Here is a 20,703-nt window from a genome sequence, read left to right on the forward strand (position 1 = left end):
CCGTGTGGTTTAAACGTATTCGGCGAGCGCGCGAATCGCTTCGATGAAACCCGGCATCGGCGCCGTGGTAATGCCCGCGCCAATCTGCCCGACGCCCGCCTCCTTGTGCGCAATCCCGGTATTGATGATCGGCAGGATGCCGCGATCAACCACCTTGCGGGCATCAATGCCCGCGGCGGTCGGTGCGAAATTCAGCGCGGGAAGCGTGAACGCGGGATTGCCGCCCAGCGTGATGGCTTGCATGCGACGGCTGTTGCTGGTGGCGTCCGCCGGCGTGCCGCCCACGAACTTGACAATCGCCGGCGACGACGCCATGGCGAAGCCGCCCACGCCCGCCGTCTCGGTGATCGCGCTGTCGCCGAGATCGGCTGCGGCGTCTTCCACTCCATAGCCCGGGAAGAACAAACCTTCCACGGGATTGGCCGGCGCCTGGAACCATCGGTCGCCCGTGCCGGACATGCGGATACCGAAATTCACGCCGTTGCGCGCCATGACCGTGATCATTGAACTGAAGGGCACGTTGTGGGCCGCATCGGTCATCGCCTTGCATGCGGCCATCGAGAGATTGAGGAAGAAGTGATCGTTGCCAACGATGAACTCCGTCACGCGCTGAATCCGCTCGATCGGCAATCCGGTCGATAGCAACGCGGGAATCAGGCGCTTGATCAGGAGGCCGGTGGCGGCCGCATTGCGGTTATGGACTTCGTCGCCCATGTGCAGCGCCTGCGCCATCATCGGCTTCAACTCGACTTCGCCCAGCACCTTTAATGCGGCCTTCAAAGCCGGCGCGAGTTCTTGCGTCATCCAGTGCAGGCGGTCCAGGACTTCGTGGTTATTGGCGCCGAAACGCAGCACCTTGCCGAGTCCTTCGTTGAAGTTGCTGAAAGCCCGCCGGCCATTTGTTTTGTTCTCGATCACCCACAGCGGCATGGACGGGCTGATGATGCCCGCCATGGGGCCGACCGCCTGATAGTGGTGACACGGCTCGAAGTCGATCGCGCCATCCGCCGCCAGCCGCTCGGCGGCTTCGTGGGTCGTCGCCCATCCCTCAAACAGGATCGCGCCGACAATCGCACCCTTCACCGGTCCGCACATATCGGCCCAGTCGATCGGCGGCCCCGCGTGGAGGATCAGCTTGCGATGCGCCATCGCGCTGATCGCTTGCGCTGCACTCATGACATCGACGAGCACGGGCTGCGCCGCGAGATATTGCTGGAACGCCTGGACGTTGGCCTGCTCGACCAGCGGATGGCGAATCAGCGATGCCAGCGCCAGTCCCGCGTCGACATCGCCGAGAGCGGGCGGCTGCCAGCGCAAATCGGTGACGTCGCCGCCGGCTAGCGCCAGGTTATCGGCGAAACTGCTCAAGCCTGCATTCACCACGGTCAGTGGCTGGTTAAATAGCGTGTTCATCATGGTCCCGTTATTTTTGCGCCTGAAGGTGGGCGACGTGGCTCGCCCAGAGCGCCGCCTGCGCGTTGCAACCGGCGACGAGAACGCCGGCTTCGCGCAAGGTATCGACCTGACGGCTTCTGACTTGTGGATCGGCTTCCGTGCCGCAGACGTGCGAGATCAGGACCGGCAGGTCGCGGCCAGCCGCCTGAAGGCGCGCGTGTTCGATCAGCTCTAACAACTCGCGGGCAGGTTCTGTCGATGCGCCATAACCCAGCACGAGATCGAACAACACGACAGCGGTTTGCGGGTCGTTCAGCTCCGCAAGGATCCGCTGGTTGCGCAGCGTGGGATCGATCATGGGATGCGGACGGCCGCGCGTGAAATCGTCATCGCCCATGTCGACGAGTGTGTGGCCCGTGCTGTGCCAGATATCCTCGAGCTTGCTGTTGGACGCAACCGGCGTATTCGACGACGCGGCGAAGCCGCGTTGCCGGCATAACAACTGGCTCTCATAGCAAAAGGTGCCACCCGCGAACACACCGCGGATGAAGCGCCGGATGGGCCGCAAGGTACGGCTGTAATCGTGGAGACGACCGGCGTCGGGCGTGCTGACCTCGGCCACCGTAGGCGGCAGTTGGGCGCCCGAGAGCAACGCGACGGCGAAGCCGGCGGCATCGGCAAGGGTGTACGCGGGGGTGATTCCCGGCACGTTCATGTCTTCCGGCCGCGCGCCCAGGAAGTTGACGACGACCGGCTTGCCCGCCGCGCGCGCCCGCGCCAGAATCTTTTCCGCGACTGCCGGAGCGGGCGGCTTGGAGATCAGCACGATCACATGGGTGTCGGGATCTGCGCTCAGCGCATCGAGGCCGTACAACATGGAGATCCCGCCGATCGATTCGTGCAGGTCATGCCCGCCCGTGCCGAGCGCCTGCGAAATCCCGGCGCCCAACTGGTCGATGCGGCACGTCACCTCCTGCAATCCCGTGCCCGACGCCGCCACTACGCCAATCGACCCGCGCCTCACCACATTGGCGAAGCCCAACGGCAGCCCATTGATAATGGCCGTCCCGCAATCGGGCCCCATCACCAGCAGGTTTTTCTCAGCCGCGAGGGTCTTGATGTCGCGCTCATGAGCGAGGCTGACGTTGTCGCTGAAAAGCATGACCGACATGCCCAGACGCAGCGCCTTCATCGCCTCGGCGGCGGCGTAATCGCCGGGAACGGAGATCAGGGCGAGATTCGATGCCGCCTCCTGTTCCACCGCCATTTCGAGGCTGGCAAGCGGTGGCGGACGCACGCCGTCGCCGCTTGACTCCTCCGGCTTGCTGTTCAAACGCTCTTCCGCGATAACGAGCGCACCGTCGCACGCCGCGATTTCCCCGCGCACCGCGATGACGAGATCGTTCGGGCCGGCTGTGCAGCCGTCGTCCAGAGCCGCGTCCCGCAATTGCGCGAGATTCGTGCTCGTTCCCATCACCACCGAAGCCTGCTCGATGCCGGCGAGTTTGGAGATGTGCGCGGATATCTGCATCAGGGAGACGGAGTCCTGATACATGTTCTTGAAGACCTTGGTTCTTATGCTCATTTCAGCTTCCGGTAATCGTTACACTTGCCTGGTCCAGATTCGGCCGAGTGTCCGCCTGGCGAACCCGGCGTTGCACGCGCCGGATGCCATCAATCTGATTAACTCGATAATGGTTTTCAACTAATCCGTATAAAGGATCAAATCATTTCTTTCTGCTCAACCTTTCCAAGCGCTTTTATTCCGTGCAGGAACCCTCCGAGACAATCCGCGCCAGATGACGAACCAAATTTCATGACATTGATTGCCGAAAGTTTCACATCCGCCGGCGGGCTTCCGTGAATCAGGACCGTCGTCAAATGGTCGATCGACTGTGAATAGTGCCCCTGCAACGCAAGCGCCAGATAATGCCGGCTGATACTGGTCGTCCGGTGAAGCTGGTTCTTTATTGCCGGACGCAATAGTTTCAAATGGGCGGATATGGCTTCCAGATGTTGCCACGGCCATAACGACGCCAGATAACCCAGCAGATAGTCGTCGCCGTCCGGCGTCAACCCCGCTCCGTACCCAATCAGTTCCGAGACGCCGCTTTCCAACTCGGCCTTGGTGTCGCCGAGGTTCAAGCGCGGTATGCGCCCCCCTGGCGGCCAGCCCGGCAGCAATTGCAGGCTGCTGCGCACCTCGCGTTCCAGGCAGTACTCCAGCAACTGGCTCGCCAGCAACGGATAAGCCGCCAGCAACGCGTTCAGCGAATGGCCGCCAGCCCCCCGATCCGTTTCGGGCCGCCAGCACGGCGCCCGGCTCAGGTTCGCGCGCCAGAGCGTGCCGCGCAACTCGTTGTTCTCGAGTGTGATGGGCTGCCGGGAGTGCGCCTGATGGCGCCAATCCCAGCCTGGCGGCGTCGACAGCCTGATCGCCGTGGGCAGGTTCTGATAGCGCGGACTCAGCAAGGTCAGCAACTCGCCGCTCGCCGACGACATGTTCATTGCGTGCTGGAAACAGCTGTGAACCCAGAACCGCAGCGTCTCGCGCGGCCCGTGCTCCGCCATATAGCCAACCGAGCACACGGTGAACGTCAGGAGTGCCATGGCTGCCCGGCCGGCTTCAGCCGCGCAAGCCGTCGACAACGGCCGCGGCGTCGCTGACCCAGCCGAAGATTGCGCCCTGCGCCTGGATCATCTCCAGCGCTGATTTCTGGAATGCCGGGAAATACGATCCGACGCAATCCGCCGGAATAATGCATTCGTAGCCGCGGTCATTCGCTTCGCGAACGGTCGTGGTCACGCAGACCTCAGTTGTCACCCCGCACACGATAAGCGTCTTGATTCCGTGGTTTTGCAGGACCAGTTGCAGGTCGGTTTCATAGAACGCGCCCTTGCCGGGTTTGTCGATGATGGGTTCGCCAAACGTTGGATACAGCTCGGGAATGATGTCGTGCCCTGCCTCGCCGCGAACCAGGATGCGGCCCATGGGGCCGTCTGTGCCAATGAAGGTCTTGCCGCCGCGCGTCAGTTTCGCGGGCGGGCAATCGGCCAGATCGGCACGGTGGCCTTCGCGCGTATGGATGACCAGCAGCTTCGAATCACGCGCGGCCTTCAACACTTTCCCGCACGGGACAATTGCGGTGCGCACCAGGGAAACGTCATTTCCCAAGGCTTCGCCAAAACCTCCCGGTTCAACAAAATCCCGCTGCATGTCGATCATGACCAATGCCGTTGTTTGTGGATCGAACGGAAGCGGGAATGGTTGTGCGTGAAATAGTTTTTGAGCCATTTGGATATTCCTTGATTAATGTCAGGACGTGAAATGCTTGCTCTGCTATTGCAATTTATTTGAATTGTCCTTCGATTTATTATAGGTAGGTTCGCCCTGACGCACGATAGATATTTCACCGACTTAACTATTGTTCATCGATTTTCAGGCTTGATTAAAGTCGTTTCAAAAACTTAATAAAATCATTATCACGAACTGCCCGGCGCGGTGTTGCGCAATAATAAGGCGAAAGATGAAATAATCGTCTCGACCCCGCTGTGGAATAACATGGCGGGTAATAAAACAATTAATGAAGGTTTTCGTCGCCGCTTTTGCAAATATCAGGGCAATTGTCTGATGTTTGATCCGGCACGCATTTCCCCGATGCGGCCCGTGCGCCGCCCCCGTCATCGATCTCCCGAATTACCCCGCTTTCCCGGCTCTTATCAGCCGATGGCCCGCCAGCCGCCCTTGCAATAATTCATTCATGGCAGCCACCGTGCATGGGACCAGAGTAAGGCGCTCAAAACGTGACGCAACCGGTCAATCGCAACAGATCAACGTGAGCGCGAGCTCATCGGGGGGTAAATGAACATCCGCAAATTCATCGGTGCCACGAGTCGCGACGCGTTCCGGGTCGTCCGTGAGGCACTGGGCCCCGATGCGATCGTGTTGTCGAACCGGGTGACCGAAGACGGCAGCGTTGAGATCGTTGCGGTTGCGGACGGCGACCTCGCGCAGATCTCCCCGAAAGCTGCCGCCGAGCATCGCGAAATGAAGCTGAAGACGTTGGCCGGAAACCAATCACACGCGCAGTCACATTCGCAGTCCCACTCGAATTCGAACGGGGGTTCGAACCCGTACGCCAGCGGCGATGTCTTTTCGTCGGTGTTCGGCGCCAATCCCGAACCGCTGGATGACATGGAGCCTGAAGCGCAAGCAGATGACACGTCGTTCACGATGGCCGAATCGAATCCCTGGTTGATCGAGCATGCACGCCGGGTGGCGCAGTCGGCCGCTGAAAGTGCGCCGCAACGCGCGCTGAGCGCATCGGCGGCAATTGCGAAGGGATTAGGCAGTCCTGTTTCCGTCACGTCGCAGGAATCCGCGCAAGCCCCCGGATGGACACGCGAAGCGGCGTACCTCGCCGCTCGCCGCGCGGAACAAAAAACCGCGCAAATACACGCCCAGATCCAGCCGCAAGTGCACACGTCCTCGGCCCAGGCCGCCAGTTCGATGCAGGAAGGCGCATTTGCGGGCTTGCCGGCATCGGCGGCGGCCGCTGTTACCGAAGCCATCCGCACCCGCATGGAGCAAGTCGTGAACGACACCGTCATGCATGAACTTTCGTCAATGCGCGGCATGATGGAAGAGCACTTCGCCGGCTTGCTGTGGGGCGATCGCCAGCGCCGCAGCCCGAATCACGCCGAGCTGACCAAGCGCCTGTTCGCCGCCGGTTTCTCCGCGCAACTGGTGCGCTTGATGATCGACAACATGCCGGAGATTGAACAAGCCGAAGCGTCGATGCAATGGGTTCAGCAAGTGCTCGAAAACAACCTGCCCGTCATGGACAGCGAAGAATCCATGATGAACCGCGGCGGCGTCTTCGCGCTGATGGGCCCGACGGGAGTGGGCAAGACCACCACCACCGCCAAGCTCGCCGCGCGCTGCGTGATGCGCTTCGGCGCCAGCAAGGTCGCGCTGCTCACCACGGACAGCTACCGGATCGGCGCACACGAACAACTGCGTATTTTCGGCAAGATCCTCGGGGTGTCGGTGCATGCGGTGAAAGACGCAAGCGACCTGCAACTCGCGCTCTCCGAACTGCGCAACAAGCACATCGTACTGATCGATACGATCGGCATGAGCCAGCGTGACCGCACTGTCGCCGATCACATCTCGATGTTGTGCGGTGCCGGCCATCCGGTGCAACGCCTGCTGCTGCTGAACGCCACCAGCCACGGCGATACCTTGAACGAAGTCGTGCAGGCCTACCAGAGCACGCCGGACCAGCCGCCGCTCGCGGGCTGCATCCTGACCAAGCTCGATGAAGCCACGAATTTGGGTGGCGTGCTCGACACCGTGATCCGCTACAAGCTGCCCGTGCATTACGTATCGACGGGTCAGAAGGTGCCGGAAAACCTGTACGTCGCGACCAAGCGCTTCCTGATCAAGAGCGCCTTCTGCATCCCGCGCGATGGCTCGCCGTTCGTGCCGCAAGACGACGACGTGCCGGCGCTCCTGTCCGCGCTCTCCGCGCGCGCTTCCACTGAACTGCATGAGGTTCACTTTGGATAAGTTCGCGTCCGATCAGGCCGAAGGCTTGCGCCGTCTGCTGACACGCAACGGCTCCCGGGTCGTGGCGGTGTGCGGCGCCCCGGCAGGTGGATTGGGGGGCACCGGCAATACCTCGACGGTCGTCAACCTGGCTTCCGCCCTCGCCGCGCAAGGCAAGGATGTGCTGGTGATCGATGAGCGCCAGAACGCGTTGTCGGTGAGCCAGTTGGCGAAGGTGCCGCCCAACGGCGCACTGGGCGCGGTCTTGTCCGGCAAGCGTTTTTTGCAGGACGCCGTCACGCGCACGCCGTTTGGCTTTTCGGTGATCGCCGCGCCTCGCGACGAACGCATCAGCCAGGACGCCGCGCATTGCCGGGTGTTGCTCGACGGACCCGCCGATATCGTCCTGATCGATACCCAGCTCGATCGCAGCGGCGCGCTATCAAGCCTGGCCGTGCAAGCGCACGACTTCGTGATCGTGACCCGCGTGGCGCCGGTCGCGATCACCGAGGCGTATGCCTGCATCAAGCGTCTGCACTACGCGCATGCCATCGGACGGTTCCGGGTCGTCGTGAATCACGTGAAGAACGGCGCCGACGCACAAATCGCCTTCGATAACCTCGCGGACGTCGCCAGCCGCTATCTCTCGGTGCAACTCATGCCGGCGGGTTACGTGGCCGAAGATCCGCGCGTGACGCGAGCGCACGAGCTGTCGCGCTGCGCGGTGGAAGCTTTTCCGGCGACGGCCGCCGCCCGGGATTATCGGCAGATTGCCGCTGAATTGCAGTACTGGCCGATGCCACAAGCGTCGCAGTTTGAATGGCCCGTGCAGACCTTGTTTGCGGAAACGCAGCCTGGGTTGGAGTACTCGATCAACTCCGGCGCGGCACGCCGCACCGAAACGCCATTGATGCAGCTTGCGATGAGCAGCCCCGCGTCCGTGTGATGCCGCAGGAGAAGGAACAAGGTGAACGCGATGTATAACGCCCAGGGAAAACTGTCACAGGCCGAGGTCCTGACCCGCTACGCACCGCTGGTGCGCCGGCTCGGCCTGCAGCTCGTGGCGAAAATGCCGGCCAGCGTCGATCTGGACGACCTGATCCAGGCCGGCATGATCGGCTTGCTGGATGCCGCGAGCCGCTATAAAGAAGATCAGGGCGCGCAGTTCGAGACCTACGCCAGCCAGCGCATTCGCGGCGCGATGCTCGACGAACTGCGTGCCAACGACTGGCTGCCGCGCAGCATGCGCAAGACCTCGCGCGAGGTGGAATCGGCGGTGCACAAGGTCGAGCAGCATCTCGGCCGGTCGGCGAGCGAACAGGAAGTGGCTGAGCACCTGAACATGCCGCTCGTCGAATACCAGTCCATGCTGCAGGATCTGCATGGCAGCCAGTTGATCTATTACGAAGACTTCGATCGTTCTTCCGATGACGAGCCGTTTCTCGACCGTTATTGCGTCGATAAAGCCGACCCGCTCTCCGCGCTGCTCGACGGCAGCTTGCGCTCGGCGCTCGTTGAGGCCATCGATAAATTGCCCGAACGCGAAAAGCTGCTGATGAGCCTGTATTACGAGAAGGGGTTGAATCTGCGCGAGATTGGCGCCGTGATGGAAGTCAGCGAATCGCGTGTGTGCCAGTTGCACAGTCAGGCCGTCGCGCGTCTGCGGGCGAAGTTGCGGGAACAGGCGTGGTCGGGCGTGGAGGCTTGACGTCCAGCCGCTGAAGGCCGGTGAACGCAGATCAGGTTTCGAAATCCGCGCTTTCGGCGAACACCGTCTGACCTTTGCCGAGCGCCTTGGCGCGATACATCGCGCGATCAGCGGCGCGCATCAGCACGGCAATCTCCCTGTAGCCGGTGCTCAGGTCCGGCGAAATCACGCAAGCACCAATACTCGCCGATAGATTCACCACTCGGTCCTGCACCGACGTCATTTCCGCCAGCACCGCGTGTACGCCGTTTGCCACCGTTTGCACGGCATGGTTGCCGGTCACATGCCGCGCCAGTACGACGAATTCATCGCCGCCGAGACGCGCGACTGTGTCGGTGGCTCTTACCCTTCTTGCCAGCAGCGCCGAGAAAGTTTGCAGCACGACGTCGCCGACTTCGTGGCCGTAGGTATCGTTGACTTCCTTGAAGCCGTCGAGATCGATCAGCAGCAGCCCGGTCGCGCCTTCCTGTCCCGTCGATATCGCCATCACCGCCCGGCCGATAGTCTGCTCCAGCATGTAGCGGTTGCTCAACCCCGTGAGCGGATCGGTGCCGGCCTTGAGCGCGAGGTCGCGGTTCGCGCTGCCGAGGCGGCCGATCAGCACCGCGAGATAGACCGACGCCCCGAGCGCGCTCAGGCCAATCCCCAGCGCCGCGGACCGGTTGATCATCCACCAGGGCTGCAAGACGGACAACGCGACGATTCCCACCAGCGCCGTTCCACACGACAACGCCAGCGCGCGCTTGCCGTAGCGCCCGCCCGCACCGATCAGGAAGAGAAAGACGGCCCACAGCATGGGCAATGTTAGCGCCCCGCCTGCGCCGAGAACCACGGCGAGCAATGCCTGGTCAGCGACGGTCGTGAATGCGAGCCGCAGAGTCGACTGCCGCTGCATTTGGCTGATGATTAGCCGGGTCGCGACGCCGTAGATCAGATAGAGCGCGAGCGCATGGAAACTGGCGATAGCGGCGGGCGTTGGAACGGACCACGCCAGCGCGCCGTACACGGCCGTTGCGAGGCCGCCCAGTATGACTCGTAGCGTCGCCTGCTCTTTTTCCGGATCGAGATAGGGCAACCACACGTAACCACGCTGCCGGTGGAAGGGGTCATTCACCTGCCCCATTCTGAGTCTCCCTGATGACGATTCCCGAAGTGCTGATCGATGCCGCGTTTTCTGCAGTGACTGCGTAGTGCAGAATTGCAATCGTACTGCGTCGTTGAAAAGTGGCTGAAAACAGCGCGATTCGGCGAAATTCGTGGCGGATTAATGCTGAGTTCGTGTAATCGATATCGAATGAAGTAGTACGCATTCGGCGCGCCAGGGCGTTTTTGGCGGCTTGCGTTTCCCCCTGGGTTGTTTTCGAATTGTTATTTTGAGTCGATGTTTGAATCGTTATCTGCTACGTAGGTTTTTTTGACGCCCGATGCAACCCTTTGAACCCGCTTCTTCCACTGACGGCATGAATGCTGCCGATGACGCTCTCGCCGCGCCCAATGCCGCGTTGCTCGGCGAATGGCTGCCTGTGTGTAATAGCACCGATGTGCCCGCCGGGGAATCGCGAGGGTTTGTGGTGGCGGGCGAACGGCTGGTGGTCTGGCGCAACGCGTCGGAGACTGACGTTCCGGCAGCGCAGCCCGATATGTTTACCAATGCCCACGTCTGGCGCGATCTCTGTCCGCATCGCGGGGCGCAGTTGTCGTTGGGCTCGGTGACGGGCGGGGTGCTTGCATGCCCGTATCACGGCTGGCGCTACGACGCCGATGGCCAGTGCATCCATATTCCCGCCAATCCTTCCATACGCCCCGCGAAGCGCGCTTGCGCGCGGACTTATCGCGTGGAGGAGAAATACGGTGTTGTGTGGACGTGTCTCGGCGAGCCTTCGCGTCCGCTGGATTTCTTTCCGGAGTACGCAGAGTACGACATGCCCAGTGCGCGCCGGATCAATCTCGCGGCGCAAACGGTGCGTTCATCGGCGCCGCGCGTGGTCGAGAATTTCCTCGATATGGCGCACTTCCCGTTCGTGCATACCGGCATTCTCGGCGATGCATCGCACGCGGAAGTGCAGGATTACGAAGTGATTGAAACGGCGGGCGGGCTTGAGGCGCGGCAGTGTCGCTTCTGGCAACCTGCGGGTTTGCCGGGACAGGAGGGCGTGGATATTGACTATGTGTATCGCGTGAAACGGCCACTGGTGGCGAGTTTGTCGAAGGCGGCGCAGCACGGTGCGGGCGCGTTGCATCTGTTGCTGGTGGCGTCGCCCGTGAGTGAAACGGAGACGCGGGCGTGGCTGGTGTCCGTGTTCGAGGACGAATCCACGCACTCCGATCAGGCGTTATATGACTTCAATATGCAGATATTGATGCAGGACACGCCGATTGTGGAATCGCAATGGCCAAAGCGGTTGCCGCTCGATCCGCAGGCTGAGTTGCATCAGGTGTGTGACAGGTTGTCGGTGGGGTATCGGAAGTATTTGAGGGAGTGGGGGTGGGGGTATGGGACGGAGTTGAATGGGGGAGGCTAAACACCGTCCCCACTTTGCTCATGGACTACAGCGGAATTTGTTCGAATTTTCCACCGCTGTGCCTCCATGGCACTCGAAACGCCGCACCACCTTTTATTCTTCGGCTTTGACCGAGTATTGCCGGCCACCACTTCACCAGATTTTGTGCCTTGTCCCAGTGCTGGCGCTCTGTCCACTGCCGATGAAACACGAACGTTATCAGGCCGGAATCCCGCAGGGCCTTGCGCTCGATGTCGTTTTTACGAAAGGCATCCTGCGATAGAACAACCCAGCGCCCTTCCAATCGTGGTCCTTCGCGTCCGGTGGAAACCTGTCACGCAGATGTATGACCCGCGCAACGGTCTCTTCGACTCGGCAGAGCTCCCGGATAGCATGAGCCAGATGCGGGGAAAGGTTGTTGTCGAAGAAATACTTCATGCTGCCATCCGCTCGTAGCGGATAGCAGCTTCGACTGCTGCGACCGGGACATCGAATAGGGACGCGACTATTTTCTTATTTTTCTCGGCCTTGAAGGCCTCAGCGATGATTTCCGTTCTCACGCCATAGTCGGTAAGCACAGGCTTCCCAAAAGCGATTTCCGGATCGAGCACGATCGCCTTGCTGCGTTTGAGTGGAAACCAACGCGTTGCCTGGCCGTCACCTGAAAATTCGATCCCCGTGTACAACGCCGGCCTGACGATGTGTTCAAACACCAATTGGCGCTTGGCAAGATCGGTCATTTCAGCATCGCCGTGTTCTTGCAACGCTTCGGAAAAAATCGATTTGCCATCAGTCAGGAACCGATGGGCAGTGAAAGGATATCCAGTCCCAAACATTGCCTTCGCGCCTTCGATCGCAGCACGAATTACCTGAAGCGGAACGTCGTGATTGCGGAATGCCTTGACGATACGTAGTTCCATCAGGTCGCGAAAACCGATCACCTTTTCGTCGAGATCTGCAAGTTGAGATTTCCACAGCGGCGCGCCGACACCACCCTTGAACGTATAGCCGAACAGCCAGCGGCTCACTTCGCGCGCTTGAGCGCCGGTGAGCCGTTCTGCTTCCTGAAGGGTGTATAGGCCAATGCCAGTGAGTTCCATGCGGACATTCTACCGGTAAGCGCGACGTCGACTTGACGAAGCTTTGTGGCATTTTTTGTCGATTGGTCGCGTGTTGCCGATACGTGTCGCTTGGCGGCAAGCACGTCTGTTCGTCCAAACCCACCGCACGTTGCATGGCTCTTTCTGCCAAATAGGCGACGCGAAAATCGGTGGTCGATGCTTGCGGATGGACACGACTGCGCCTTACTAAGCGTCAGAAATATCGCGTAATAAGCGCCCGATCGAATTCTCGAAAGATCTCAAAAGATTTCGAAAGATCTCTAATCCAAGGCCGTTAACAACGGTAGCGGCTACTAAACTTTCTGGCCCTCCTCAGCAAGATTTGACGCTAACCACTCGGAGCAATGCATGTCCATTTCAGCACTGACCGGATCGGCTGCTAGCGCCGAGCCGTGGGCGGTTAACCGCACGCGCGCAAACCAACAGACCGGAACCAGCGCGGATTCTTCGTCGGCCACATCGACAAGCAATTCCGATAGCACAAACCCCTTGGCGCAAGCTCTTTCCGCAGCGTTGTCCACGCTTGGATTCACGTCATCGAGCGATACCTCTTCAACCAGTTCGACGGCCGCAACTGATCCAACGTCCAGCGCTTCGGCGCCGTCGGCAACTTCGGTAGCCGCAGCTCTACAGCAATTTCTTGGCGCGCTGTTCCAGGCCGCTGGGCAACAGGGAAGCACAAGCCCGACATCGACGAGCACCAGCGACAATGACACGGCCACCAGTGCGATTTCGGCAACCGCCGCAAGCACTGCGGGTTCAGCCGCAACCGCGGCGACCAGCACGGCTGCGACAACCGCGCCGGCGACGCCTTCTGGCGCAGCGCCGGCTCATCACGGGCATCATGGGCACGGAGGTGGCGGAGGCGGCGATCTTGCATCCCAAATCGCCGATCTGGCTGATTCGTTGACCTCCAACTCAAGTAGCACTACTTCGGCTTCCACCTCGACCGGTTCATCGTCGGATTCAAGCAGCGCCAGCGGTCTGACGTCGGATTTTCAGAATCTGCTTTCAGCGTTGGGTTCGACGTCCGGCTCGTCGACGAGCAGCACGAATACTCAGTTGCAGACGTTCCTGCAGAGTCTTGCGAGCAACCTTCAGCAACAAGGTGCATCGAACGCCAACGGGATGTTCGTTAATACAGCGGTTTGAGGAGAAGTCCGGGCGAGGCGCGGGTATCGTCCGGTCGTGACTTTGGCTGTGTTCGGAGATGACGGCGCGGCGGACTACACTTGGTTCACGCGCATTAGATGCAGTTCAGATGCAATGGCGGGTGGCGGGACCGCGTGTTTATCGTCGCCCTGCTGATGTCGCTGATAGGTGAACGTCCATGGTTACGTTCTGCAATCTGCTGGCAGACGTAGTCAGAGTGCATCGTGACAAAGCGCCATCATCCTCTGCACCATTGTGCTCGAGCCGTTGAGTTCCATTTCATCGGTGAAGAGTGCCTGCACGCTTGACAGCCGAACCGCGACTCCTGCCTCCAGCAAGTCTTTACTGGCGATCTTCAGCGCAAGTTGGCCCATTCGGACCCGATCGAGCCAGTGCATCGTCAGCCGGTTCTTCTTTAGCCACCGACGGCAACATTCAACGACATGGTCCACACGCCATTCTTGATTCAGCGCGTACGATGCCGCCGCAATCGCGACGAGGAAACATAGCAACTCGGCACGCGTGCTGTCGTGCTCGGTGAATTCAGTTTTGTTCATGCTTATTGGCCTGCCTACGATCGTCTATCAACCTCACCACATGCGGGCATGGGCGCAAGAATCAACATGGGTGCGGATTCGCACTGTCCAGGTTATCGCCCCGTTGCCCAGCGCGTTGATTATTACTGGTTTGAACCTCTACTAAGGTGCACGCAGTACGAGCGGCCTCCGGATCTTCTGTTCCATGGCCGGCTCCGTCTACGGCCAGCAATCTGGTGCATAGCATGTGCAAGTCTACATTTCCGCCGCGTCAGCGGTTCGAACCAGCATAGTTGACATTGGGCATGTGACAAAGATCGACACGATCGCATCGGCTCTGGCCGCGCTCGGCATGCGCTTAGAGTTGAACGTGATTCCCGCGTAAGGGCGAATCTGGAGATTGGCGCCCATATCCGAATCAGAGAACCATGCAGCGACCTAACCCGCCGTTCTGACCATCCTGGCATGCCATGGAAAACAGATGTATTCTTACCAAACTCATATCGATTAATAGAAGGTAAGACAATGCCCGCCACTGCTACGCTATCCAGCAAATTTCAGATCTCCATTCCCAAAGCGGTTCGTGAAGAACAGCATTGGGAGGCCGGACAAGAGTTCGTGTTCATTCCGAAGGGCAAAGGCGTGCTAGTAATGCCCGTGCCCGAATTGGAGCAACTGGTCGGCATCGCGAAAGGTGCCAGGAAAGACGACTATCGTGACCGCGAGGACCGGTACTAATGGCGACTTCAATGCGCGTGATTGATACGTCGGCCTGGATCGAGTGGTTGGTCGGGAGTGCGCTAGGCAAGAAGCTGAGCGGGGAATTTCCGGACAAGTCGCGCTGTATCGTTCCGACGATCGTACAGCTCGAATTGTCGAAATGGCTGGTGCGCGAGGTCGGTGAAGAACAGGCCGACCAAGTCATTGCCTACACGCAGAAATGTACGGTCGTACCGTTAGACACGGCCATCGCGTTGCTGGCGGCCGAATTGCATCGGGAACACAAACTGGCGACCGCGGATGCGATCGTCTATGCGACAGCAAGACAGCAGGGTGCGGATTTGCTTACGTGTGACGCACATTTCAACGGTCTGCCGGACACCGTGTTTTTCCCAAAGCCGGCCCGCTCGTGAGAGTCTGCGCGGGCGCCGACATCTCGGATCCCGTTTTTTGCAACGTGTTTAGCTGGAGTCATCAGGCGCTCGTTCCATGAAAATCCGAGGAGCGGAGCAAACGTTGGGAACCTGGATTGTTACGAAGATTGGTGCGCCCGGCTGGGATCGAACCAGCAACCCCTGCCTTCGGAGGGCAGTACTCTATCCATTGAGCTACGGGCGCGTATGACCGAGGGCACCGCGTTCCATATACAAAACAATGGAGGCAGGGCCGCTGCGAGTCCGAAACAATACCTGTTTTCCGCCGATCCGTCCACCGCAAGGACCAGGCCAACCGATAACCGAACCCGCGAGCACCCTCGTCCCGACAACCGGAATCCGGGTTAACACGCGCTGCGACAGGCCTTTGCGGGCACGCCGCCACGTAAACGTTCCGTCTATAATCGACCGTGCTGGTGAAAACGATCACGAACACCCCGGAAAGTCGTTGTTGGCGTCACGCTGTTGCTGAACCGACTCACAAATAAAAGGGAGACGAGACGAGCATGAGTGAATCACCCCACGGAGTCCCGATCAAAACGCCTGGCCAACTCATTGCGGCAATAGTCGCCGGGTTCGCCGTCCCGATCGTCGTGATCGTCCTGCTGGCCGTCTACGTCAACAACACGACGCGCACCGGCGCCGGCACCGATTCCCTCTCCGACGCCGAAGTGGCCGCGCGCATCGCCCCGGTTGCGCAGGTCGACATACGCGACGCCAACGCCCCACGCGTGTACAAAACCGGCGAAGAAGTCTTCAAGGCGGTCTGCACAACCTGCCACACGGCCGGCGTAGCCGGCGCACCCAAGTTCGGCAATGCCGGCGACTGGGCGCCCCGCATCGCGGAAGGCTACGACACCCTGCTCCACAACGCGCTCAACGGCAAAGGCGGCATGCCCGCACGCGGCGGCACCAGCCCCGACGACTATAGCGACTTCGAAATCTCCCGCGCAGTCGTCTATATGGCTAACGACGCCGGCGCAAAATTCGCCGAACCCGCGCAACCGGCGCCAGGCGCGGCTGCGGGCGCATCGGCGGCAGCACCGGCGAGCGGAGCAGCAGCAGGCGCGGCATCGACCGACAACGCCCAGGCCGCCGCCGCAGTCGCTGCCCTAGCGAACGTGCCGCAAGCAAGTTCAGGTGCGGCAGCAGGCACACAAAGCGCGGATGCATCGCAGGCTGGCAAGACGCTCTACACGCAGGTCTGCCAGGCCTGTCACGCGGCCGGTGTGCTCAATGCACCGAAATATGGCGATAAGGACGCCTGGGCTCCGCGCCTGAAAGAGCCGATGGACACCGTCTACAACTACGCGCTGCATGGCAAGGGCGCGATGCCGCCCAAGGGTGGATCGAATGCATCCGATGCCGACGTGAAAGCCGCCGTCGATTACATGGTCGCAGCCGCCAAATAATTAACCGCGTCCCCTCACGCACCGCAAACAAAAAACCCTGCGCAAAACGCAGGGTTTTTTAATGCAGCCAAAGCCGACCGAGACAATCAAGCCGGCTTCTGCAGCAACTCTTTGAGCCGCGCCATCCGGTCCTTCGGCGACATCGGCGCTTCCTCCTCCGTCGGCGGCGGGGCATCGTCGAGAAGCATTTCGGGGATAAACCGCGACGCCTCGCACACCACGGTCTCCCGCGCCCGCTTGCGCTTCTTGCACCAGTTCACATGAAGGCTGCGCTGCGCCCGCGTGATCGCGACGTACATCAGCCGCCGCTCTTCCTCGATCCGGCCGGTGTCGACCGGCGCGTCCGCGTCGGCATCGGGATTACCTCGATGCGGCATGATCCCCTCTTCGACGCCAACCAGAAACACGTGCGGATATTCCAGCCCCTTCGACGCATGCACCGTCGTCAGCCGCACGGCATCGGGGTTTTCGTCCTTGCCTTCCAGCATGGACATCAGCGCGACGGTCTGGATCAGGCCGAGCAGGTTCTTGCCTTCATCGCCGAAACCATCGGCGTTGTCATAACCCGTGGCCTCGGAATCTTCGGACGGCGCAGCCTCCGGCTTCGTGCCCTTTTTCTTCAGCCACTCGCAGAATTCCAGCACGTTCTGCCACTTCGATTGCGCCTGACGTTCGTCGTGGGCATCGTAGAGATACGCCTCGTAATGGATCGCCTCCATCATGTCGTCAAGCACCTGCGTGGCCGGATCGCGCCCTGCCCGCTCGGACAGGCGCTGCATCCATTCGCAAAACGCGCGCAACGGCTCGACCTGCCGCGCCGACAATCGCGCTTCAATACCGCCCATGAACACGGCTTCGAACAGCGAGACCTTCGCCTGACCGGCGAACGAGCCCAGCGCCTCTAGCGTGGTATTGCCGACGCCCCGCCGCGGCGTGGTGATCGCGCGGATAAACGCGGGGTCGTCGTCGGGATTCGCGATCAGCCGCAAATACGAAACGATGTCCTTGATCTCGGCTTTGTCGAAAAATGACTGGCCGCCCGACAACACGTACGGAATCCGCTCCCGCCGCAAAACCTGCTCGAAGATCCGCGCCTGAAAATTCCCACGATACAAAATGGCGTAGTCGCGAAACGCCGCGCGCCGCTCGAACTTATGCGCCGACAGCCGGAACACGACGGATTCCGCTTCGTGCTCTTCGTCGTTGCAAGCGGTCACGGTAATGGAGTCGCCCATGCCGTGTTCGGACCACAGCTTTTTCTCGAATAATTTCGGGTTGTTCGCAATCACGTTGTTGGCGGCCGTCAGGATGCGCACGGTCGACCGGTAGTTCTGCTCGAGCTTCACCACATGCAGCTTCGGAAAGTCCTTGCCCAACTGCGCCAGGTTCTCCAGCGTCGCGCCGCGCCAACCGTAGATGGCCTGGTCGTCATCGCCCACGGCCGTAAACGCCGCACGCGGACCGGCCAGCAATTTCAGCAGCTCGTACTGACAGGTATTCGTGTCCTGATATTCATCGATCAGCAGATAACGCAGCCGGTTCTGCCACTTTTCGCGAACCTGCTCGTTCTCCGCGAAAAGCTGCGCGGGCTTCAGGATCAGGTCATCGAAATCGAGCGCCTGGTACGCGTGCAGCGTTGCCACGTAGCTGCGAAACACAATGGCGGCCTGCATCTCGTCCTCATTGGACGCGCTTGCCGCCGCCTGATCCGGCGACATCATGCCGTTTTTCCACAGCGAAATAATCGACTGGACCTTGCGGATCAGGCCCTTGTCGGTAGTTCCGAGCTGTTCCTGGACGAGGCCGAAGCAATCGCTGGAATCCATGATCGAGAACTGCGGTTTCAGGCCGACGTGCTCGGCTTCCTGCCGCATGATCTGCACGCCAAGCGAGTGAAACGTGGAGATGGTCAACTGGTTCACCGGCACCCGGCGGCCTTCCTTGCCGGGCGTGGTGAGCGTCTTCCCTTCGAGCAGCTTGGCCGTGCGCTCGCGCATTTCGAGCGCGGCCTTGTTCGTGAAGGTCAGCGCGGCAATGTGCTTCGGTTCGAAGCCTTTGCCTTCGATCAGATGGGCAATCTTCTGGGTGATCACGCGTGTCTTGCCGCTGCCGGCGCCGGCAAGGACAAGACATGGGCCATCGAGATAGCGCACCGCTTCGGATTGCGCGGCGTTCATACCTGCTGCGGACATCGTTCGGACACTTTGAGATGCGTAAATCGGGCGGACGTTTCGGCTGCCGGAAATACGCTGTGGTGAGCAAAATTGCGCCGCTGGCGAGCGGGAGCGATTTCGAGAGCGCGATGTTAACACGGGTTTGTTTGTTTCAATCCACGCGCCTGTGAGGCGCGACGCAGACGTAACCACCGGCCCGACATCGCCAGCGGCCCATGCCACAATACCGGCATCGCCAAGACAACAGGATGCCCGCATGACAGCACTTCTAAAAGTAGGCCTGATGGGCTATGGCTTTGCCGGCGAAACGTTTCACGCGCCGGTAATCGAGCATTGTGGCCGCGCGACGGTGACCGCCATTGCCACCGGCAAACCCGAGCGGGCGCAGGCTGATTATCCGAACGCGACGATCGTCGAGGATTTCGATGCACTGCTCGCCCTCGATGAACTCGATTGCATCGTCATTGCAACGCCCAACGACACCCATTTCGATCTCGCCAGGAAAGCCCTGGAAGCGGGCAGGAACGTCGTGGTCGACAAGCCCGTCACCTTGTCCGGCGCTGACGCAAAAACGCTCACCGAGTTGGCCAAAACGCGCGGACTGCTGTTCGCGCCGTTCCATAATCGTCGCTGGGATGGCGATTTCATGACGGTGCGCGCGTTGATCGAAAGTGGCCGGCTTGGGCGCGTCACGCACTACGAATCGCATTTCGACCGGTTTCGGCCGAAAGTGCCGCAACGCTGGCGCGAGGAAGCGTCGCGTGGCGGCGGTTTGTTGTTCGATCTCGGGCCGCATCTCATCGATCAGGCGCTGGCGCTCTTCGGCCGGCCACAAACCATATTCGCCAGCGTCAAAGCCCACCGCGATCACGCGAGCGCACCGGATTATGTTCATCTGCTGCTCGGCTATGCGGACAAGGAGATCGTGCTGCACGCGACCGCGCTGGCCGCGCTGGAGCCGCCGCGCTTCGCCATTCACGGCACGCGCGGAAGTTATGTGAAAACAGGTCTCGATGTGCAGGAAGACCAGCTCAAAGCCGGTTTGCGCCCGGGGAACCCCGGCTTCGGCCACAATCAGCCCGGCCTGCTTCGCGAAGTCGATGGCGACCACGACTTGCGCCAGGAATTCGCGACCCGCGATGGCGCTTATGCGGAGTTTTATCGAGCGCTGGCGGCATCGGTGCTCGAGGGCAAGCCGTTCCCGGTCACGTCGCAAGATGCCGTCGATGTCATGACCATCATCGATATCGCCATTCGCAGCAATGCCGAAGGACGCCGGCTGGATTTCACGCCGCTGTGATATCGCAGCGATAACGAGCGATAACAATCGGCCCACGCAAGACTTTCAAACACACAGCGTTACATTTGCGCACCGTCCCGGCGTCAGCCGGTGCGGTGCGCGGACCGTTCTTCTCCAATCGTCTTATCTTAAAAACCAAAAGTGGAGAACTTCAATGCTGACGCTTAAAGCAGGTTTTACCCGTGCGCTGATTGGCGTGGCGCTCGCGGGATCGCTGGCGGCGTGTGTCGTCGAACCGGCACGGCAAGTCAATGTCGTTCAGGAAACGCCTGTACGCCCCGATCCGCACATGGAAGCGGTTCATCGGATGGATCAGGTCAACGGTCGCATCAACGCGCTTTGGCATCACGTCGATCAGCGCGTAAGCCAGGGCTTTTATCCGCCGCCACAAGGCGATGCGTTCCATCATCGGCTGGATGCAGTGCGTCAGGAAGCGCGTGACATGGCTTCCCAGCACGGCGGCGGTTTGTCGGGTGAAGAACAGCACACGCTGAACGAGGAGCTGGACGGTTTGCAGCACGCGATTCGGTAAGCACCGCGGTTTTATGCGCCGAACGACAGGCCCTTGTGCGGGTATCCGTCGTTCGGCTTGGCTTTCTTATTCTCATTGATGCCCCGCGTTGAGTTGAAAACCGGGCAACATCCAGAAAAGCGCGTCGATCCAGGGCTCGGAAAGGATCAAGAGCCGCTGCGTCGGCC

The 20,703-nt window shown here is 60.6% G+C and carries 19 protein-coding genes, 1 tRNA gene and 1 pseudogene; 10 read left to right on the forward strand and 11 right to left on the reverse strand.

What is annotated here, in order from left to right:
• Positions 1 to 9 precede the first annotated feature (9 nt).
• From ACSQ8V_RS17935 to ACSQ8V_RS17950, 4 genes are all read right to left on the reverse strand, one after another.
• Complete coding sequence (locus ACSQ8V_RS17935) at positions 10 to 1,416, reverse strand: oxamate carbamoyltransferase subunit AllG family protein (protein ID WP_436206502.1); 1,407 nt, start codon at positions 1,414 to 1,416, stop codon at positions 10 to 12.
• A gap of 7 nt (positions 1,417 to 1,423) precedes the next feature.
• Positions 1,424 to 2,980 carry an acyl-CoA synthetase FdrA gene (gene fdrA, locus ACSQ8V_RS17940; protein ID WP_436206503.1) on the reverse strand — a complete coding sequence of 519 codons (1,557 nt, stop codon included), beginning with the start codon at positions 2,978 to 2,980 and terminating at the stop codon, positions 1,424 to 1,426.
• Between the two features lie 137 nt (positions 2,981 to 3,117).
• A complete protein-coding gene (locus tag ACSQ8V_RS17945; protein WP_436206504.1) occupies positions 3,118 to 4,005 on the reverse strand; it encodes a DUF2877 domain-containing protein in 888 nt (295 codons plus the stop codon).
• Positions 4,006 to 4,021: 16 nt separating this feature from the next.
• Entirely contained in the window at positions 4,022 to 4,690 is a 669-nt protein-coding gene (locus ACSQ8V_RS17950) for a cysteine hydrolase family protein (RefSeq protein ID WP_213769200.1), read from the reverse strand.
• A gap of 210 nt (positions 4,691 to 4,900) precedes the next feature.
• On the opposite strand from ACSQ8V_RS17950, the gene ACSQ8V_RS17955 reads away from it, so the two are divergent.
• The 4 genes from ACSQ8V_RS17955 to ACSQ8V_RS17970 all read left to right on the forward strand — a co-directional run bounded on the left by ACSQ8V_RS17955 (position 4,901) and on the right by ACSQ8V_RS17970 (position 8,654).
• Entirely contained in the window at positions 4,901 to 5,149 is a 249-nt protein-coding gene (locus ACSQ8V_RS17955; RefSeq protein ID WP_436206505.1) for a hypothetical protein, read from the forward strand.
• Positions 5,150 to 5,257: 108 nt separating this feature from the next.
• Entirely contained in the window at positions 5,258 to 6,967 is a 1,710-nt protein-coding gene (gene flhF / locus ACSQ8V_RS17960; protein ID WP_436206506.1) for a flagellar biosynthesis protein FlhF, read from the forward strand.
• Positions 6,960 to 7,892 carry a MinD/ParA family protein gene (locus ACSQ8V_RS17965; protein WP_436206507.1) on the forward strand — a complete coding sequence of 311 codons (933 nt, stop codon included), beginning with the start codon at positions 6,960 to 6,962 and terminating at the stop codon, positions 7,890 to 7,892. Before flhF ends, ACSQ8V_RS17965 begins: the two co-directional genes overlap by 8 nt.
• Before the next feature lie 30 nt (positions 7,893 to 7,922).
• Entirely contained in the window at positions 7,923 to 8,654 is a 732-nt protein-coding gene (locus ACSQ8V_RS17970; RefSeq protein WP_213769208.1) for an RNA polymerase sigma factor FliA, read from the forward strand.
• 31 nt (positions 8,655 to 8,685) lie between these two features.
• Here the strand turns inward: ACSQ8V_RS17970 and ACSQ8V_RS17975 are convergent, their stop codons facing one another.
• Positions 8,686 to 9,777 carry a diguanylate cyclase gene (locus ACSQ8V_RS17975; protein WP_436206508.1) on the reverse strand — a complete coding sequence of 364 codons (1,092 nt, stop codon included), beginning with the start codon at positions 9,775 to 9,777 and terminating at the stop codon, positions 8,686 to 8,688.
• A 301-nt stretch (positions 9,778 to 10,078) separates the two neighbouring features.
• Here ACSQ8V_RS17975 and ACSQ8V_RS17980 point away from each other — a divergent pair, with 301 nt between their 5' ends.
• The gene (locus ACSQ8V_RS17980) at positions 10,079 to 11,176 is read left to right on the forward strand and encodes a Rieske 2Fe-2S domain-containing protein (protein WP_436206509.1); all 1,098 of its coding nucleotides are present in this window, start codon (positions 10,079 to 10,081) and stop codon (positions 11,174 to 11,176) included.
• Positions 11,177 to 11,201: 25 nt separating this feature from the next.
• Here ACSQ8V_RS17980 and ACSQ8V_RS17985 read toward each other — a convergent pair.
• From ACSQ8V_RS17985 to ACSQ8V_RS18000, 4 genes and pseudogenes are all read right to left on the reverse strand, one after another.
• Positions 11,202 to 11,593: pseudogene (locus ACSQ8V_RS17985) on the reverse strand (hypothetical protein).
• The gene (locus tag ACSQ8V_RS17990) at positions 11,590 to 12,255 is read right to left on the reverse strand and encodes a DUF433 domain-containing protein (RefSeq protein ID WP_436206510.1); all 666 of its coding nucleotides are present in this window, start codon (positions 12,253 to 12,255) and stop codon (positions 11,590 to 11,592) included. Before ACSQ8V_RS17990 ends, ACSQ8V_RS17985 begins: the two are co-directional and overlap by 4 nt.
• A 314-nt stretch (positions 12,256 to 12,569) precedes the next feature.
• Positions 12,570 to 12,986 (reverse strand): hypothetical protein, encoded by a 417-nt coding sequence (locus tag ACSQ8V_RS17995; protein WP_436206511.1) that lies wholly within the window; start codon positions 12,984 to 12,986, stop codon positions 12,570 to 12,572.
• A 654-nt stretch (positions 12,987 to 13,640) separates the two neighbouring features.
• Positions 13,641 to 13,985, reverse strand: coding sequence for a hypothetical protein (locus tag ACSQ8V_RS18000; RefSeq protein WP_213764994.1), 345 nt, complete (start codon positions 13,983 to 13,985; stop codon positions 13,641 to 13,643).
• 504 nt (positions 13,986 to 14,489) lie between these two features.
• Here ACSQ8V_RS18000 and ACSQ8V_RS18005 point away from each other — a divergent pair.
• Both ACSQ8V_RS18005 and ACSQ8V_RS18010 read left to right on the forward strand, forming a co-directional pair.
• Entirely contained in the window at positions 14,490 to 14,702 is a 213-nt protein-coding gene (locus ACSQ8V_RS18005; RefSeq protein WP_436183004.1) for an AbrB/MazE/SpoVT family DNA-binding domain-containing protein, read from the forward strand.
• Positions 14,702 to 15,097: a type II toxin-antitoxin system VapC family toxin gene (locus ACSQ8V_RS18010; protein ID WP_436206512.1), complete on the forward strand. Its 396-nt coding sequence runs from the start codon at positions 14,702 to 14,704 to the stop codon at positions 15,095 to 15,097. Before ACSQ8V_RS18005 ends, ACSQ8V_RS18010 begins: the two co-directional genes overlap by 1 nt.
• Positions 15,098 to 15,226: 129 nt before the next feature.
• Here ACSQ8V_RS18010 and ACSQ8V_RS18015 read toward each other — a convergent pair.
• Positions 15,227 to 15,302: transfer RNA gene (locus ACSQ8V_RS18015), tRNA-Arg, on the reverse strand.
• A gap of 322 nt (positions 15,303 to 15,624) precedes the next feature.
• On the opposite strand from ACSQ8V_RS18015, the gene ACSQ8V_RS18020 reads away from it, so the two are divergent.
• Complete coding sequence (locus ACSQ8V_RS18020) at positions 15,625 to 16,530, forward strand: c-type cytochrome (RefSeq protein ID WP_213764995.1); 906 nt, start codon at positions 15,625 to 15,627, stop codon at positions 16,528 to 16,530.
• Positions 16,531 to 16,616: 86 nt separating this feature from the next.
• Here ACSQ8V_RS18020 and ACSQ8V_RS18025 read toward each other — a convergent pair whose 3' ends face one another.
• A complete protein-coding gene (locus tag ACSQ8V_RS18025; RefSeq protein WP_436206513.1) occupies positions 16,617 to 18,722 on the reverse strand; it encodes a UvrD-helicase domain-containing protein in 2,106 nt (701 codons plus the stop codon).
• Positions 18,723 to 18,960: 238 nt separating this feature from the next.
• Between ACSQ8V_RS18025 and ACSQ8V_RS18030 the strand changes: the two genes are divergently transcribed.
• A complete protein-coding gene (locus ACSQ8V_RS18030) occupies positions 18,961 to 20,004 on the forward strand; it encodes an oxidoreductase (RefSeq protein ID WP_436206514.1) in 1,044 nt (347 codons plus the stop codon).
• A 154-nt stretch (positions 20,005 to 20,158) separates the two neighbouring features.
• Positions 20,159 to 20,536 carry a hypothetical protein gene (locus ACSQ8V_RS18035; protein ID WP_436206515.1) on the forward strand — a complete coding sequence of 126 codons (378 nt, stop codon included), beginning with the start codon at positions 20,159 to 20,161 and terminating at the stop codon, positions 20,534 to 20,536.
• The last annotated feature ends 167 nt before the right edge of the window (positions 20,537 to 20,703 follow it).

Origin of the sequence: Caballeronia sp. LjRoot31, from assembly GCF_964253885.1 — a bacterium.
In the GTDB taxonomy this organism is placed as follows: Bacteria; Pseudomonadota; Gammaproteobacteria; order Burkholderiales; family Burkholderiaceae; genus Caballeronia.

Coding starts and splice junctions, on each gene's coding strand:
- ACSQ8V_RS18010 (WP_436206512.1), top strand. CDS start 14,702: ATGGCGACTTCAATGCGCGTGATTGATACGTCGGCCTGGATCGAGTGG.
- ACSQ8V_RS18020 (WP_213764995.1), top strand. CDS start 15,625: ATGAGTGAATCACCCCACGGAGTCCCGATCAAAACGCCTGGCCAACTC.
- ACSQ8V_RS18000 (WP_213764994.1), bottom strand. CDS start 13,985: ATGAACAAAACTGAATTCACCGAGCACGACAGCACGCGTGCCGAGTTG.
- ACSQ8V_RS18030 (WP_436206514.1), top strand. CDS start 18,961: ATGACAGCACTTCTAAAAGTAGGCCTGATGGGCTATGGCTTTGCCGGC.
- ACSQ8V_RS17980 (WP_436206509.1), top strand. CDS start 10,079: ATGCAACCCTTTGAACCCGCTTCTTCCACTGACGGCATGAATGCTGCC.
- ACSQ8V_RS17990 (WP_436206510.1), bottom strand. CDS start 12,255: ATGGAACTCACTGGCATTGGCCTATACACCCTTCAGGAAGCAGAACGG.
- ACSQ8V_RS18035 (WP_436206515.1), top strand. CDS start 20,159: ATGCTGACGCTTAAAGCAGGTTTTACCCGTGCGCTGATTGGCGTGGCG.
- ACSQ8V_RS17945 (WP_436206504.1), bottom strand. CDS start 4,005: ATGGCACTCCTGACGTTCACCGTGTGCTCGGTTGGCTATATGGCGGAG.
- ACSQ8V_RS17975 (WP_436206508.1), bottom strand. CDS start 9,777: ATGGGGCAGGTGAATGACCCCTTCCACCGGCAGCGTGGTTACGTGTGG.
- flhF (WP_436206506.1), top strand. CDS start 5,258: ATGAACATCCGCAAATTCATCGGTGCCACGAGTCGCGACGCGTTCCGG.
- ACSQ8V_RS17970 (WP_213769208.1), top strand. CDS start 7,923: ATGTATAACGCCCAGGGAAAACTGTCACAGGCCGAGGTCCTGACCCGC.
- ACSQ8V_RS17935 (WP_436206502.1), bottom strand. CDS start 1,416: ATGATGAACACGCTATTTAACCAGCCACTGACCGTGGTGAATGCAGGC.
- ACSQ8V_RS18005 (WP_436183004.1), top strand. CDS start 14,490: ATGCCCGCCACTGCTACGCTATCCAGCAAATTTCAGATCTCCATTCCC.
- ACSQ8V_RS18025 (WP_436206513.1), bottom strand. CDS start 18,722: ATGTCCGCAGCAGGTATGAACGCCGCGCAATCCGAAGCGGTGCGCTAT.
- fdrA (WP_436206503.1), bottom strand. CDS start 2,980: ATGAGCATAAGAACCAAGGTCTTCAAGAACATGTATCAGGACTCCGTC.
- ACSQ8V_RS17950 (WP_213769200.1), bottom strand. CDS start 4,690: ATGGCTCAAAAACTATTTCACGCACAACCATTCCCGCTTCCGTTCGAT.